The 14,120-nt window shown below is 63.7% G+C and carries 14 protein-coding genes; 5 read left to right on the top strand and 9 right to left on the bottom strand.

Annotated features, from left to right (window positions below):
• Positions 1-226: 226 nt before the first annotated feature.
• Positions 227-2,617: an ATP-binding protein gene (locus NCS02_RS23435; protein ID WP_008347252.1), complete on the top strand. Its 2,391-nt coding sequence runs from the start codon at positions 227-229 to the stop codon at positions 2,615-2,617.
• Between the two features lie 64 nt (positions 2,618-2,681).
• Here NCS02_RS23435 and NCS02_RS23430 read toward each other — a convergent pair whose 3' ends face one another.
• Positions 2,682-3,839, bottom strand: coding sequence for a porin (locus NCS02_RS23430; RefSeq protein WP_008347250.1), 1,158 nt, complete (start codon positions 3,837-3,839; stop codon positions 2,682-2,684).
• A gap of 839 nt (positions 3,840-4,678) precedes the next feature.
• On the opposite strand from NCS02_RS23430, the gene NCS02_RS23425 reads away from it, so the two are divergent.
• Complete coding sequence (locus NCS02_RS23425) at positions 4,679-4,990, top strand: hypothetical protein (RefSeq protein WP_075583514.1); 312 nt, start codon at positions 4,679-4,681, stop codon at positions 4,988-4,990.
• 25 nt (positions 4,991-5,015) lie between these two features.
• Here NCS02_RS23425 and NCS02_RS23420 read toward each other — a convergent pair whose 3' ends face one another.
• The 5 genes from NCS02_RS23420 to NCS02_RS23400 form a co-directional block, all read right to left on the bottom strand.
• Positions 5,016-5,276 carry a hypothetical protein gene (locus NCS02_RS23420; RefSeq protein WP_008347246.1) on the bottom strand — a complete coding sequence of 87 codons (261 nt, stop codon included), beginning with the start codon at positions 5,274-5,276 and terminating at the stop codon, positions 5,016-5,018.
• A 68-nt stretch (positions 5,277-5,344) separates the two neighbouring features.
• Positions 5,345-5,734: a hypothetical protein gene (locus tag NCS02_RS23415; RefSeq protein ID WP_008347245.1), complete on the bottom strand. Its 390-nt coding sequence runs from the start codon at positions 5,732-5,734 to the stop codon at positions 5,345-5,347.
• Between the two features lie 134 nt (positions 5,735-5,868).
• Entirely contained in the window at positions 5,869-7,308 is a 1,440-nt protein-coding gene (locus NCS02_RS23410) for an MFS transporter (RefSeq protein ID WP_250458081.1), read from the bottom strand.
• A 59-nt stretch (positions 7,309-7,367) separates the two neighbouring features.
• Positions 7,368-8,516: a CaiB/BaiF CoA transferase family protein gene (locus NCS02_RS23405; protein ID WP_008347241.1), complete on the bottom strand. Its 1,149-nt coding sequence runs from the start codon at positions 8,514-8,516 to the stop codon at positions 7,368-7,370.
• Positions 8,517-8,523: 7 nt separating this feature from the next.
• Positions 8,524-9,465: a hydroxymethylglutaryl-CoA lyase gene (locus tag NCS02_RS23400; protein ID WP_250520010.1), complete on the bottom strand. Its 942-nt coding sequence runs from the start codon at positions 9,463-9,465 to the stop codon at positions 8,524-8,526.
• A gap of 118 nt (positions 9,466-9,583) precedes the next feature.
• On the opposite strand from NCS02_RS23400, the gene NCS02_RS23395 reads away from it, so the two are divergent.
• Positions 9,584-10,486, top strand: a complete 903-nt coding sequence (locus NCS02_RS23395) for a LysR family transcriptional regulator (protein ID WP_175982065.1) — start codon at positions 9,584-9,586, stop codon at positions 10,484-10,486.
• Here NCS02_RS23395 and NCS02_RS23390 read toward each other — a convergent pair.
• Together NCS02_RS23390 and NCS02_RS23385 are read right to left on the bottom strand one after the other, a co-directional pair.
• Positions 10,483-10,821 carry a cupin domain-containing protein gene (locus NCS02_RS23390; protein WP_008347234.1) on the bottom strand — a complete coding sequence of 113 codons (339 nt, stop codon included), beginning with the start codon at positions 10,819-10,821 and terminating at the stop codon, positions 10,483-10,485. The two genes, NCS02_RS23395 and NCS02_RS23390, sit on opposite strands and share 4 nt — an antisense overlap.
• A gap of 67 nt (positions 10,822-10,888) precedes the next feature.
• Positions 10,889-11,164 (bottom strand): hypothetical protein, encoded by a 276-nt coding sequence (locus NCS02_RS23385; RefSeq protein WP_250503452.1) that lies wholly within the window; start codon positions 11,162-11,164, stop codon positions 10,889-10,891.
• A 138-nt stretch (positions 11,165-11,302) separates the two neighbouring features.
• Here NCS02_RS23385 and NCS02_RS23380 point away from each other — a divergent pair, with 138 nt between their 5' ends.
• Positions 11,303-12,358 (top strand): DMT family transporter, encoded by a 1,056-nt coding sequence (locus tag NCS02_RS23380; RefSeq protein WP_175982066.1) that lies wholly within the window; start codon positions 11,303-11,305, stop codon positions 12,356-12,358.
• Here NCS02_RS23380 and NCS02_RS23375 read toward each other — a convergent pair.
• Entirely contained in the window at positions 12,355-13,743 is a 1,389-nt protein-coding gene (locus NCS02_RS23375; RefSeq protein ID WP_250436985.1) for an FAD-binding oxidoreductase, read from the bottom strand. The genes NCS02_RS23380 and NCS02_RS23375 overlap by 4 nt on opposite strands.
• 97 nt (positions 13,744-13,840) lie before the next feature.
• Between NCS02_RS23375 and NCS02_RS23370 the strand changes: the two genes are divergently transcribed.
• On the top strand, positions 13,841-14,119 hold the full coding sequence (locus tag NCS02_RS23370) for a hypothetical protein (protein WP_250503451.1): 279 nt from the start codon (positions 13,841-13,843) through the stop codon (positions 14,117-14,119).
• The last annotated feature ends 1 nt before the right edge of the window (position 14,120 follow it).

Below are 14,120 nucleotides of genomic sequence, written 5' to 3'. Positions count from 1 at the left end.
GGAGCGGAACGTTTCATGCGTCGGGCGCGCATGACCGGTCGCAAGAGAAAGATGCTCGCACCGTACCTGTTAGCGTCGCGAACGCGCGTAGAAATGACTCGACGCGAACGGCCGAGCCAGTAGAAAACACCGCAGCGACATTGGCCTTTCTTCCGACCGCGCAACGCATCTATGATTCGGAGATGATCGGCGCGATGAGCAGCCGAACCGCATTGTCAGGACGAGGATGGACAAAACCTCCAACGCAGAAATCACCGATTCCGCTTCGCTCGATGCATCGGTCTACGCGCAATGCGCGCGCGAGCCGATCCACATTCCCGGCGGCATTCAGCCTCACGGCGTGCTCTTCAGCGTCGACGCGCATTGCCACATCCTGCAGGCGAGCGCCAACGTCGCGCAGCTCGCGCACATCGCGCCCGAAGCGTGTCTCGGCCGCGCGCTCTCGACGGTGCTCGGCCAGCACGCGGCCGAACGTGCGAGCGCGGGACTGAAGCAACTCACGCGCGACGGCGCGGCGATCCACGTCGGCAACGTCGTGCTCGACGGATGGACGCCGGACGGTCCCGTCGCGATCGTCGTGCATCGGCATGACGGGCTGTTGTTCGTCGAAGTGGAGCCGGCGCGCGACACCGCCGACGTCTTCTCGACGATGTATCCGCTCGTGCGCTCCTTCGTGAGCGATGTCCAATCGATGCACACCGTCGAGCAGATTTGCCAGTTCGCCGCGAACGAGATCGCGCGCATCACGGGTTTCGGCCGCACGCTCGTCTATCAGTTCGACGAGGAAGGCAACGGCAACGTGCTCGCGGAAAGCGTCGAGCCGGGCTATCCGTCGTATCTGAAGCAGCACTTTCCGGCATCGGACATTCCCGCGCAGGCGCGCGAGCTGTATCGCAAGAATCGCATTCGGCTCATATCGAACGCGAACTACGAAGCCGCGCCGCTCGTGCCCGCGCTGCATCCGGCGACGGGCCGCCCGACCGACCTCACGTACGCGTCCTTGCGCAGCGTGTCGCCCGTGCATCTGCAATACATGCGCAACATGGGCACGCTCGCGTCGATGTCCATGTCGATTCTCGTCGACGACAAGCTCTGGGGCCTCATTTCCTGTCATCACGCGACGCCGCGTCTGCCGCCGTTCGAAGTCCGCACCGCGTGCGAGCACGTCGCGCAGATCGTCTCGCTGCAGATCGAAGCGCGCGAGACGCAGGCCGAAGCGCATTACCGGCTCGAATTGCGCCGCATGCTTTCGAAGCTGCTGTCGTCGATGGCGAACACGGACAGCTTCGTCGAAGCGCTCGTCAGCGACGCCTCCGATCTGCTCGGCTTCACGCGCTCGTCGGGCGCGGCCGTGATCTTCGAAGGACGCACGTCGCTCATCGGCGTGACGCCGAGCGCGCACAGCGTCACGGCGCTCGTCGACTGGCTCGACAATCAGAGCGAGGACGTCGTGATGTCCGACCGCGCTTCGCAGGATTGCCCCGCGCTCGCGGATTCGCCCGAAGTCGCGGGCTTTCTCGCGGTGTCGATCTCGAAGATCTACCGCAATTACGTGATCTGGTTTCGCCGCGAAGTCGTGCAGACGATCGAATGGGCGGGCGATCCGCGCGCGAAGCTGACGGGCCTCGCCGCGTCGCTTTCGCCGCGCGTGAGCTTCGATACCTGGACCGATGTCGTGCGCGGCCGCTCGCTGCCGTGGCGACCCGCCGAGCGCGAGATCGCGCTGGAATTTCGCGCCGCCGTGCTCGGCATCGTGTTGCGGCGCGCGGAGGAAATTGCGCAGCTCGCGACGGAACTCGGGCGCGCGAATCACGAACTCGAAGGATTTTCATACACGGTGTCGCACGATCTGCGCGCGCCGCTGCGGCATATCGTGAGTTTCGCGGACCTGCTAAAGCAGATGGACGGCGAAAAGCTGTCGGAGCGCGGGCGCGGCTATCTGGAGCGCATCGTGACGTCGGCGCGTTTCGGCGGGCGTCTCGTCGACGATCTGCTGTCGTTCGCGCAACTCGGCCGCGCGGCGCTGCGTCCGCACACGGTCGACGTCCACGCGCTGGTGCATACGGTGATTCAGAACGATATCGACGAACAATCGTCCGCACGCGTGCATTGGAAGGTGGACGCGTTGCCGCGCGTCGAAGCGGATCACGTGTTTCTGCATGTCGCGTTCGCGAACGTGATGTCGAACGCGGTGAAGTTCAGCGCGCAACGCGAAGAGCCGACGATCGAGGTCGGCGCGCACGATGGCGTCGGCGAGCTGATCGGGCATGTCGTCTATTTCGTGCGCGACAACGGCATCGGTTTCGATATGCGTTATGTCGACAAGCTCTTCGGCGTGTTCCAGCGTCTGCACGTCAACGAGAAGTTCGACGGCACCGGCATCGGGCTCGCGAACGTGCGGCGCATCATCGAGCGGCATGGCGGCAAGGCATGGGCGGAAGGCGCGCCCGATGGCGGGGCGACCTTCTATATGGCGCTGCCGAAGCAGTTCCGCCCCGAAAGCGGCGTGCGGCGCGATACGGCCGCGACCGCGCTGGCGCGGCTCGCCGCGGGCACGGGCGGCGCGGGGCACGACATCGGCCAGCTCATCAAACGTTCGGAGCAGGACAAGAAGTGACGCGCAATGCAAAACGGCCGCGATCTTGTGGATCGCGGCCGTTCTTTTTCCTACGACGCTGCGCTTAGAAGCGGTGACGCAGGCCCACGGTCGCCGCGACCTGATTCTGCGTCGACGACGGCGACAGCGTGTTGATCATCGCGACGTTGGCGCCCGCATTGCCCAGCTCGCCCGACGCATGCTGGTACACGCCTTCGACGTACACATCCGTGCGCTTCGAGAGCGAGTAGTCAGCCTGCAGCGAAACGGTGTGCCACTTCGGATCGCCCGAGCCGTTCGCGCCCGTCACCTTGCCGTCCGTGTACGTGTACGCGGCGTCGAGGCTCAATGCCGGCGTCACGAGATAGCGGCCGTTCAGCTCGAAGTTGTTCATGTGCAGGTTCGAGTTGCCCGGCAGCGCGAACGTCGTGCCGCCTTGCGATGCGGCGAGCAGGTTGTCGTAGTGCGTGTTGGTCCACACGAAGCCGACCGTCGCCGGGCCGTACGTGTAGTTCACGCCCGCGCCGAACGTGCGCTGCAGTTCAGCCGTCAGATTCGCGTTGTTGCCCTGACCCGCCGACACCGCGCCGCCCGTGTTCGCGTTGTTGCGCGAGTTGTTCGTCTGCAAGTAGGCCGCGGCGAAGTTCAGCGGGCCGTTGCCGTACGACGCGCCGGCGCTCCATGCGCGGTTGTTCGCGAACTGGCCTGCGTCGTTCGAGAAGCCATACAGGCCGCCGAACTTGAAGCCCGCGTAATTCGCGCTCTGATACTTCACCGAATTGCGGATCGAGAACGAGTGATCGAGATTGTCGTTGTCGAACGGATGCGCCGTCAGGTTATTGCCATAGCCCGCGCCTGCTTCGGCGAGCGGCGACAGATAATCGACCATCGAATCATATTGACGGCCGAGCGTGATCGTACCGAATTGATCGTGCTGAAGGCCGACATATGCCTGACGGTTGAACATCGTGCTGTTTTCGGTATAGCGGCCGTTATTGAGGTTGAAGCCGCTCTCCAGCTTGAAGAGCGCGTGCAACCCGCCGCCGAGATCTTCACTGCCTTTCAGGCCGAAGTAAGTATCCGAAACCGCGCCGCTGCCTTGCTGCCAATTGTTATGGCCACCGGCGTTGTTCGTATAGACGAGACCGGCATCCAGCGTGCCGTACAACGTGACGCTGCTCTGAGCGTGGGCTGCTGCTGCGAAGGTGCCGAGAATGCCCGCGATGAGAAGGGTTTTTTTCATGGTTCTCTGTGTCCTGTTTAATGCGAAAGCTTCCAGGGACTGAAAGAGCCCGGGAAACTGGGACACACTGTATGCGACGGGCGCTTGAATGTGACCGCGTATCCGGCGCAATAATCATTTGCTGATTCTGCGAACCGGCGTGCAGATCCCTTCATAATCTTTTAAGGTCAAGTGCTTAGCGGCGATTCGGAGCTCAGATAATCCAAATGGCTGTTGCACATCGACGACGTTATTACTGCGCATTCTGGAGAAGTCCATTGCGTCGCATGCGGTTTATAGCGGCCGAGGCGTTTTGCTAAGCTTCTCGGGTCTGAAGATCTCCACGCAGATATCTCGAGGACACGGAGCGGTTTCGCGAGAGGGAGCCGCTCCGTTTTTATTCCCGACGCGGCGATTAATCCGAGCGCTTTAGACGGTCTCAGAACAGCGGCCGTCGAAATCACTCAGTTACCCGAAGTACCCGAACGATTTTCCCGATTCTTGATGCCGACCGTAAAGGTTACGCGCCCACCGCGAACGGAACGAATCGCATTTAGATGAATCGAATCAACGAGTAACGCGATATGTTTCTCTAAATATCTCGACGTTTTGAAAATTTTGCGCGAGATAGACGGGCAAATCAGGCGACGAAATTACGTCCTGTGACGGCAAATTTCGGAAATTCGCGAACAAGTTCTTCACTAAATGTAACCGTCGCGCAAACGTTTGCTACCGCACAGAACGGGACCGGGCGTTCTGCTCGTTTCATTTCGAAACAATCTGAAGGAGCTTGAATCGCCTCTGCGGAACGCTGCTTGCTTTAATAGAGGCCTCTGTAAAATCTAGCCGGATATAGCCACATGAAAAGAAGCGCCAATGCCACGACCGTCCCAGCATTTCGACAGCGGCGGCCCGCTCAGCTCGCTGAACGCGAGCTTCTGCATCTGGAAATGATTCTCTCGAGTGTCGTCGAAGGGAACTCGGCTTCCGATCGCCTTCCCGCCAGCTATTGGGATATGCGGATTTCGCAACTGGACGCGGAGTACGACCTCGTCCCGTCGCAAAGTCAGCGTGTAGCATCGCTTCAACGCAAACTCGCGTTACTCGACAACGCGCTCGCCACCGCTGCCGACGCGCAGGAAGGGCAACAGAACCGGCGCGTCGCTGCCTGATCCGGGTTCGTCGCGCGGCGCTAATTTATAGTGCCGCCCGCACCCATTCGTCGACCAGCGTGCGCGCCTGCGTGTGCGCGCTCATCAGCGCGTCCTCGGCGGATGCGAAATTCGAATAGCGTGTGTTCTCGATCAGGAGTGGCGAGAACGCAGTGACCGGCCTTCCCGAACGGCTGATCGTCACGATCGCCAGATAGCGCAATTCGCCCGGCGGCGGCACGAGCCGGCTGCTCGTTTCGATCGCGACTTCGAGCACGAAGCCCTTGTGGTTGTACGACCGTATCATCCGGACACCCCGTACGCGCCGTGGATATGGCGTGCTTCCAGCATGAGATATACCCGTTCGAAGCGCTGCTACTTCGCGCGTCGAAGCGCCGTGCGCGCGATGTCAGCGGCGAGATCGGCGCGCAGTTCGGCCCATTTGCCGAGCAGCGTGGCGTCGTCGGTGAAGAAGTAAGGCGCGTGCGTCCAATGGGCGACCTTTCCGCCCGCGACGGCCAACTCGAAGATACGCATGTCCTGGTCATCGCTGACGCCTGCGCTCACGAGTTCGCGAAACGATCGAATATCGTGCAGCGAGACGTTCTGTATGCCGACGCCGTGCACCACCGCCATCACCGTCTTGCCGATGCGCCAAGCGGCCTCGCGGCTATCGGCGAGCACGAAAGCGACGCTTTCCAGAGGCGTCTCGAACTTCAGCCGATACAGCCGCGCCCTGCATTGTTCACTGAGTTGCGTGTTCATTTGACTGAAGCCCGCGTCGCTCGCCTGGAGCGACGCGCAGCAGGAATCGATCCCGCTTCAGCATAGGATGCCGCGACCCCGAACGTATGTCCGATTGCACTGCGTTTCGAACGCACGCGCGCGCGTCACCTGATTCACCGGTTCAGCTCCTCGAGCCGCAGCCCGTTGGTCTTCGGACCGAACAAGCCGATTGCCAGCGCCACGAGCAGCATGCAAACCGTAATGCCGATGAACACGCCCGGCACGCCGAAATCCTTCAGCAGCGACGCGATGATGAAGCCCGACATCATCGCGCCCGCGCGGCTCGCCGAGTAGACGATTCCGCTCGCCCGGCAGCGCACGGCCGTGGGAAAAAGCTCGGTCTGATACGCGTGATAGCAGACCGAGATCGTCTGGCCGGCGAGCGAGATCAGCACGCCGAGCGCGATGAGCGCAACGGGCGATTTCATCTGCCCGAACGCGAGACCGCTCGCGATCACGACGAGCGCACCGCCGACGATCAGATACTTCCGCTGCACGCGGTCGGCGTAGAACATCGCGAAGAGCGGTCCGAGCGGCAGCGCGAACGCGATGATGAACGAATACAGCAGGCTCTTCGTCACGGTGATGCCCTGCCCGATCAAGAGCGTCGGCACCCAGTTCGCGAAGCCGTAGTACCCGATCGCCTGACAGAAGTTGAAGACGATGAGCATCACGAGACGCGAGCGATACGGCGCGACGAACAGCTCGCCGAGCGACGCCCGCCGATGCGCCGGCTGCTCGACGACAGGCGCGGGCGGCGGCAATGCGGCGCCCGATTCGCGCTCGACCACGCGCTCAATGTCGCCGACGACGCGTTCGCTCTCCTCGAGCCGGCCATGCATCGCGAGCCAGCGCGGGCTTTCCGGCACCGCGCGCCGGATGAACCACACGATCACCGCGCCGACCGAACCGGCGAGCACGACGACGCGCCATCCATCGAGACCGAACACGGTTTCCGGCACGAGCCAGTATGAAAGCAGCGCGGCGACGGGCGCCGCCGCGAACATCACCATCTGATTGAAGGCCATCGCGCGGCCGCGCATGTGCTGCGGCACGAGTTCCGTCACGTAACTGTCGATCGTAATGATTTCGATGCCCACCCCGATGCCCGTCACGAAGCGCCAGAAGATCACGCCTTCGGGGCTCGTCTGGAACGCCATGATCGCGGAGCCGATCGAGTACCACAGCAGCGAGAACGTGAACACGCTGCGCCGTCCGTAGCGGTCCGGCAGCCAGCCGAAGAAGAACGTGCCGATGAACAAGCCCGCGAACGTCGCCGCGATGAATCCCGCAATGCCGGTGAAGCCGAAGAACGCATGCGTCGTCGTCTGCAAAAGTCCGCTCTTCGCCATGCCCGGCGCGATATAGCCGGTGAAGATCAGATCGTAGATTTCGAAAAAGCCGCCGAGCGAGATGAGCAACACGAGCATCCAGAGATGCCGCGTGATCGGCAGTCGATCCATGCGCGCGGAGATTTGCGCGCCGGGCGTCGTGGCGACGCGAACGTCGGGCGTTGCGAGCGGCTCGGCGACCGCGCTGAAAGTGGGCTGCATTGTCCTGTCTCCTGTGTTGGCGACGGCGCGTGTTTTTTATATGCGCCTGTCGCAATGCCTCATGCCGTGACGCGTTTCGTCAGTTGCCCGAGCACTTCGTCCGTGTGCTCGCCGACGCGCGCGAGCGGCTGCCGCACGCCGGGGCGGCGTCCGCCCATCGTGAGCGGGAGCAAAACCACGTCGGTCGTGCCGCCGTCGTCGGTCTGCATCGGCACGAGTCCGCCGCTCGCTTTCAGATGCGGATCGTCGAGCAACTGTTCGGGGCGCATGATCGGCGCGTAGGGAATGCCGGCCGCTTCGAGCTTCGGCGCGAGCTCGTGGGCGCGGTGATCCGCGAGAATCTCGCCGAGCCGCGCGAGCAATTGCGGCCGCACCGCGACGCGCATCGCATTGGTCGCGAACTCGGGCGCCTGCGCGAGATCGGGACGTTCGAGCACATCGCAAAGCGTAACGAATTGCTTGTCGCTCACCGCGCCGATGAACAACTGCTCGCCTTCGGCCAGCGTGAATACGTCGTACACGCTCCATGCCGATACGCGCGACGGCATCGGCGGCGGCGCTTCGCGCGTCATCGCGTATTGCTGCATGTGTTGCGCGGAGAGAAACACGCAGTTCTCGAAGAGCGCGCTCTGCACTTCCTGGCCGCGTCCGGTGAGATCGCGTTCGCGCAGCGCGGCGAGCACGCCGATCGCGCCGAACATGCCGCCCATGATGTCGTTCACCGACGTTCCCGCGCGCAGCGGCCTGCCCGCCGGACCGGTCATGTAGGCGAGGCCGCCCATCATCTGCACGACTTCATCGAGCGCGAGACGCTTCTCGTACGGCCCCGGCAAAAAGCCCTTGTGCGACACGTAGATCAGTTTCGGATGCGCCTTCGACAAGGTTTCGTAGTCGAGACCGAGCTTCGTCATGAGGCCGGGGCGGAAATTTTCGAGCAGCACATCGCATGCGCCGATCAGTTCGAGCGCGCTGTCACGCCCTTCTTCCGTGTTGATGTCGATGACGACGCTCTTCTTGTTCCGATTGAACGAGCGAAAGAAGCCGATGCCGAGACCCGGCAGATTGCGCGTCTTGTCGCCGCCGGGCGGCTCGATCTTGATGACTTCCGCGCCGAGATCCGCGAGGATCATGCCGCAGGTCGGGCCCATCACCATATGCGTGAACTCGATCACGCGCACGCCTTCGAGCGGCAGGGTTGAATGACTCATGACGTCCTCAGGCTTCGATTGCAGTTTTCGATTCGTGATTGACCGGCAAGCCCGCGAGCGCGAGCGCGCCGTGCAGCGTTTCGCCGTCGAGCCAGCGCGCGAGTTTCGCGCGCACGTCCAGCAACGCTGAAATATCGATGCCGGTCTCGATGCCCATATCGGCGAGCATGAACGCGAGGTCTTCGCTCGACGCGTTGCCGCTCGCGCCCGGCGCATGCGGACAGCCGCCGATGCCCGCGAGCGTCGCATCGAAACGCGCGACGCCGGTTTCGAGCGCGGCGTAGACATTGGCGAGCGCGAGGCCGCGCGTGTCGTGAAAGTGGCCGCACCAGAAGCGCTCGCCGGCGATGTCGCGCGCCTTCTCGAAGAGCTCGCGCACCGCACGCGGACCGGCGTATCCAACCGTATCGGCGATGCTCACGCGGTCCGCGCCCGCATCGAGCAGCGCCTGCATGTAGCGCAGCACATCGGCGTGATCGACGCGGCCCTGAATCGTGCAGCCGAACGCCGTGCCGATGCCGCCCTCGATCAGCGTCTTCGCGCCCGACGCATCGCGCGCCGCACGCATGCGCGCGACTTCATCGACGACTTCCTCGGGCGTCTTGCGCAGATTGGCGAGACTGTGCGCGCGGCTCGCGGAAAGCGGCACGAGCATCAGATCGGCGTGCGCTTCGATGGCGCGCTCCGCGCCTTTCAGATTCGGGACGAGCACCGAAACCAGCAGGCCCGGCAGCGTCGTTGCGTAGGCGACGAGTTCGGCGGTATCGGCGAGTTGCGGCAGAAGGCGCGCGGGCACGAACGAACCGACTTCGATTTCGCGCTGACCGGCGGCGTAGGCATCGCCGATCCATTCGATCTTGCGTTCGGTCGGCACGACCGTGCGAATGCTCTGCAGGCCGTCGCGCAGGCCGACTTCGCGGATTACGGCGTTCTGCGGGAACGCGGGCATGGCTTTGTCTCCGGTCTTATGTGTATGGTCTCGACTTTAGAGATTCCGCAAATGGCCTAAAAGCGGTAATTTGGAAGGCTCATGCTTCCCGTTCGGAACGTCAGAGGAATCCGGTCACATGCGCGATATCGATTTGAAAACGCTGCGTCTCTTCGTGACGGTCTGCGAGCACCAGAACATCGCGCGCGCGGCGCACGAGGCGCATATCGAACCATCCGCGATCAGCAAGCGCATCGCGCAACTGGAAACATCGCTCGGCGTGCCGTTGTTGTCGCGCTCGCGGCGCGGCGTCGAACCGACGCCCGCGGGCATCGCGCTGCTCGAACACGCGCGCAGCGTGCTGTTCACGATGGAACGCATCGCCAACGACGTCGCCGCGTTCGGCGGCGGTCTCATGGGGCGCGTGAGCATTTGCGCGTCGGCATCGGCGATTGCGGAAGCGTTGCTCGACGATATCGCGTCGTTCATGCGCGAGCCGTCCAACAAGAACATCAAGGTCGATGTCGAAGAACGGCTATCGAACGATCTCGTGCGGCAGTTGCGCGAAGGCGTGGCGTCGGTGGGCGTGTGCTGGGACAGCGTCGATCTGCACGGGCTGCAACATCGCGCTTATCGGCACGACCGGCTCGCGCTCGCGGTGCCGGCGGATCATCCGTTCGCGAAGCGGCGTTCGGTGAGCTTCGAGGAATCGCTGGAATTCGAGCACGTCGGTCTGCCGCCCGCGACCGCCGTGCATACGATGCTCCAGCGCGCGGCGGCGCAAGCGGGCAAGTCGATGTCGTATCGCGTGATCGTGTCGAGTTTCGATGCGGCGTTTCGCGTCGTCGCGGCGGGGCTCGGCATCAGCGTCGTGCCGATGGAAGTCGCCGGAACGTATCGGCAGGCGCTCGGCATCGAAGCCGTGCCGCTCTCCGATGCGTTCGCGAAGCGCCGCTTCGTCGTATGTTTTCGCGACTTCGAGGCGTTGCAGCCGGCCGCGAGGCGGCTCGTCGAGCATCTCGAAACGCGTGCGGCGCGTTAGGCGGGCGCGTCGCAGAACACGGTTTGCGTGTCCTTTTTCTCGATCGTCAGATTCACCGAACGCGCGCCGCCCGGGCGCGTGCAATGCGGCTTGCCCGCGGGCACGGTCAGCAATTGCCCGGCGCGCAATTCGACGGCGCCTTCCTCGAACTCGATGACGAGCGTGCCTTCGACCGCCACGAAAGTCTCGTCGGAGTTCGGATGAAAGTGCCATCGATACGGCGCGTCCATCACGCTGATATGGACGTCGTGATCGTTGACGTTTGCGATGACGCGATTCATGTAGCCATCGCGCGCGGCATCGGCGATGGCTGCGTAGTCGATTGTGCTGTTCATCGTTTCAGGCTAACGCCGCGCGCGAATCGGCACAAACGAATCGTTTTGACTTTCATGTGAGCGCGATTCACACGCCTGCCGCGTTCGCGTGCCCCATGATCGCCGAGATATTGCCGATGGCCGGTCGCGCGTACCGCACCGGCGGCGCATCGGGCGGCAGCGGCGCGGGGCCGGAATCCGTCGCGTGCGCATAGACCGGCAGCGGCGGCGCACTCTGCACGCTCGATGCGACCGGGAACACCGGCCCGCCCACAATGCCCACGCCGATGAACGGATGCGCCTGCGCCACCGTCACGAGGCCAAGGAGTTTCACGCCCACCATCACATGTCGGATCGTCTTCATTTCTCGTCTCCCGCGCTGCGTTGTTCGTCGATGGAGGCATTCTGAGCGGCGAAAATGAGCAAAGAATGAGAGCGCGGCGGGCGTCAGACCATGTGAACTACACTTTCGAGACGTCACGATGCGTTCCACGGTCCCTTCATGCAAAGCCGATTCACCGCGATTCTCGTCGCCCTCACCGCGGCCGCGCTCTTCGGCGCGACCACGCCCATCGCGAAAGCGCTGCTCGGCCCGATGCCGCCGTTCATGGTCGCGGGCCTGTTCTATCTCGGCAGCGGCGTCGGCCTCGGCGCGATTCTGCTCGCGCGCGGAATCTGGCGCGAAAAAACCGAAGGCATGCGCGCTCGGGAAATCGCATGGCTGTGCGGCGCGATCGCGTTCGGCGGCGTCGCCGGGCCGGCCTTGCTGATGCTGGGCCTGACCAGCACGCCCGCCGCGACGAGCTCGCTCTTGCTCAATCTCGAAGGCGTGCTGACGGCGGCGATCGCGTGGATCGTCTTTCGGGAAAACGTCGATGTATCCGTGTTTCTCGGCATGGCCGCGATCGTCGCGGGCGGCGTCGTGCTCGCGTGGGAACCGGGCGCCGCCCATGCGACGACCGGCGCGATCCTGATCGCCCTGGCGTGCCTGTGCTGGGCCATCGACAACAATCTGACGCGCAAGATCTCGACCGCCGACGCAATGGTCATCGCCTGCGCGAAAGGGCTCGTCGCGGGCGCGACGAATCTCGGCATCGCATTCGCGATGGGCGCGCACTTGCCCGCGCCGCCTATCGTCATCGCCGCGATGGCGACGGGCTTCGGCGGCTACGGCGTGAGCCTCGTGCTGTTCGTGATCGCGTTACGGCATCTCGGAACGGCGCGCACCGGCGCGTACTTCTCGGTCGCGCCGGTGTTCGGCGTCGCGCTCTCCCTCGCGATCTGGCCGCAAACGCCGGGCATGCCGTTCTGGATCGCCGCCGCGCTGATGACGCTCGGCGTGTGGCTGCACGTACGCGAACGGCACGAGCACGAGCACACGCACGAGCGCCTGGAACATACGCATCGGCATGTGCATGACGAGCATCATCGGCATACGCACGACTTTCCGTATTCCGGCGACGAACCGCACACGCATCCGCACGCGCATCTGCCGATCACGCACTCGCACGCGCACTTCCCCGACATTCACCACCGGCATTCGCACAAGCGCGGCTAGAACACCTTGCCGGGATTGAGCAGGCCGTGCGGATCGAGCGATGCCTTGATCGCGCGCATCGCCGCGATATCGGCTGCGCGGCGCGCGAGATGAAGATATTCGCGCTTCTTCACGCCGATGCCGTGCTCCGCCGAAATCGATCCTTCGAACTCGCGCGTGACGTCGTAAATGACGGCATCGACATCGTCGTGATCCTGTTTTCCCCGGCCGGGAATATCCACGACGATGTGAATGTTGCCGTCGCCGAGATGGCCGTAGGTCATCACGATGGCGCCCGGCCAGCGCGCGCGCAGACGCGCTTCGCATTGCGCGGCCGCATCGCCGACTTGCGCGATCGAAAAGCTCACGTCGTACGCCGCGTAGTTCGGGATGAAGCGATCGTATTCGCCGGGCGCATCGCGGATCGCCCAGAAATCGCGCGCGTGCGCTTCGTTCGATGCAATGGCCGCGTCCGTCACGATGCCCGCTTCGAGCATGCCGCCGAGAAATTCCTCGAACGCTTCGCCGTGCCGCGCGGGATCGGTGCCGACGCTTTCCAGCAGCACGTAGAACGGATGCGCATCGGCGAGCGGCGCGCGCAGGTTTTTCAGATTCGCGATGACCGTATCGTGATAGCCGGCCCACATCACTTCGAACGCGGACACGCCCGGCGCGAGGCTCGCCTGCGCGCGCGTGAGCAGCGTCGTCACCGCGGCGAAATCGGGCAGGCCGCACCATGCGGTCGCGGTCGCCGTGGGCTTTGGACGCAAGCGCAGCACGACCCGCGTGATGACGGCGAGCGTGCCTTCGCTGCCGATCAGAAGATGGCGCAAGTCGTAACCGCTGTTGTTCTTGATCATCTTGTTGAGCCCGCCGACGATCTCGCCGCTCGCGAGCACCGCTTCGACGCCGAGCACCTGATCGCGCATCATCCCGTACTTGATGACGCGGTTGCCGCCCGCGTTCGTCGCGAGATTGCCGCCGATGGAACAACTGCCGCGCGCGCCGAGATCGAGCGGAAAGTAGAAGCCCGCCGCGCTCGCCGCTTCCTGCACGACTTGCAGCGGCGTGCCGGCTTCGACGGTCATCGTCCCCGAGATTGCGTCGATCTCGACGATGCGGTTCATGCGGTCGAGACTCAGGCTCACTTCGCCGCCGAGCAGATTCGCGCCGCCGACGAGTCCGGTCAATCCGCCTTGCGTGACGACCGGCTGCTTGTGCGCCGAGCAGATGGCGAGCGCCTGCGCGACTTCATTCGTATCGCGCGGACGGATGATCGCGAGCGGCGTCGCGCCGGGCATGCCGCTCCAGTCGGCGACGCGCCGGTCGCCGAATTCGTCGGGCAGCGCCACGACCTGTGCGCCGAGCGCTTCACGCAATGCCATCACTGCTTCGCTTACTGCCATGCGTCGTCTCCTTCGTTGTTTCGGTTCGGTATCGGATGCGATAGTTTGAACCAAAACGCGCGAGAATTATTGGCAACGATTCGGGAGAAACGCGACGATGGAACGGGCAGACTACGAAAGCGCGCTGGCACAACTGGTCGGCGCGGCGCAACTGGTTGCGTCGGGCGCGGATAAAGATCGGCGCGCGCAGGCGTTCGAGATGCTGGCGTTTTATCGGCTGCGTCAGGGACGAATCGGGGAAGCGGACGCGCTCGTCACGTCGAACGACGAGCTTTTCAAGGACACGGCGATCGCCGCGCTCACGATGGCGGGCCGCAAGGAATTTCTCGCCGCCGCCGCGTTGCTCGAACAGGCGCGCGGACTATTGACGAACTGAA

It is taken from the genome of Caballeronia sp. NCF2, from assembly GCF_023631205.1.
In the GTDB taxonomy this organism is placed as follows: domain Bacteria; phylum Pseudomonadota; class Gammaproteobacteria; order Burkholderiales; family Burkholderiaceae; genus Caballeronia; species Caballeronia zhejiangensis.
The sequence above is the reverse complement of the archived record's forward strand: the minus strand, read 5'-3'. Positions and strand labels throughout refer to the sequence as shown.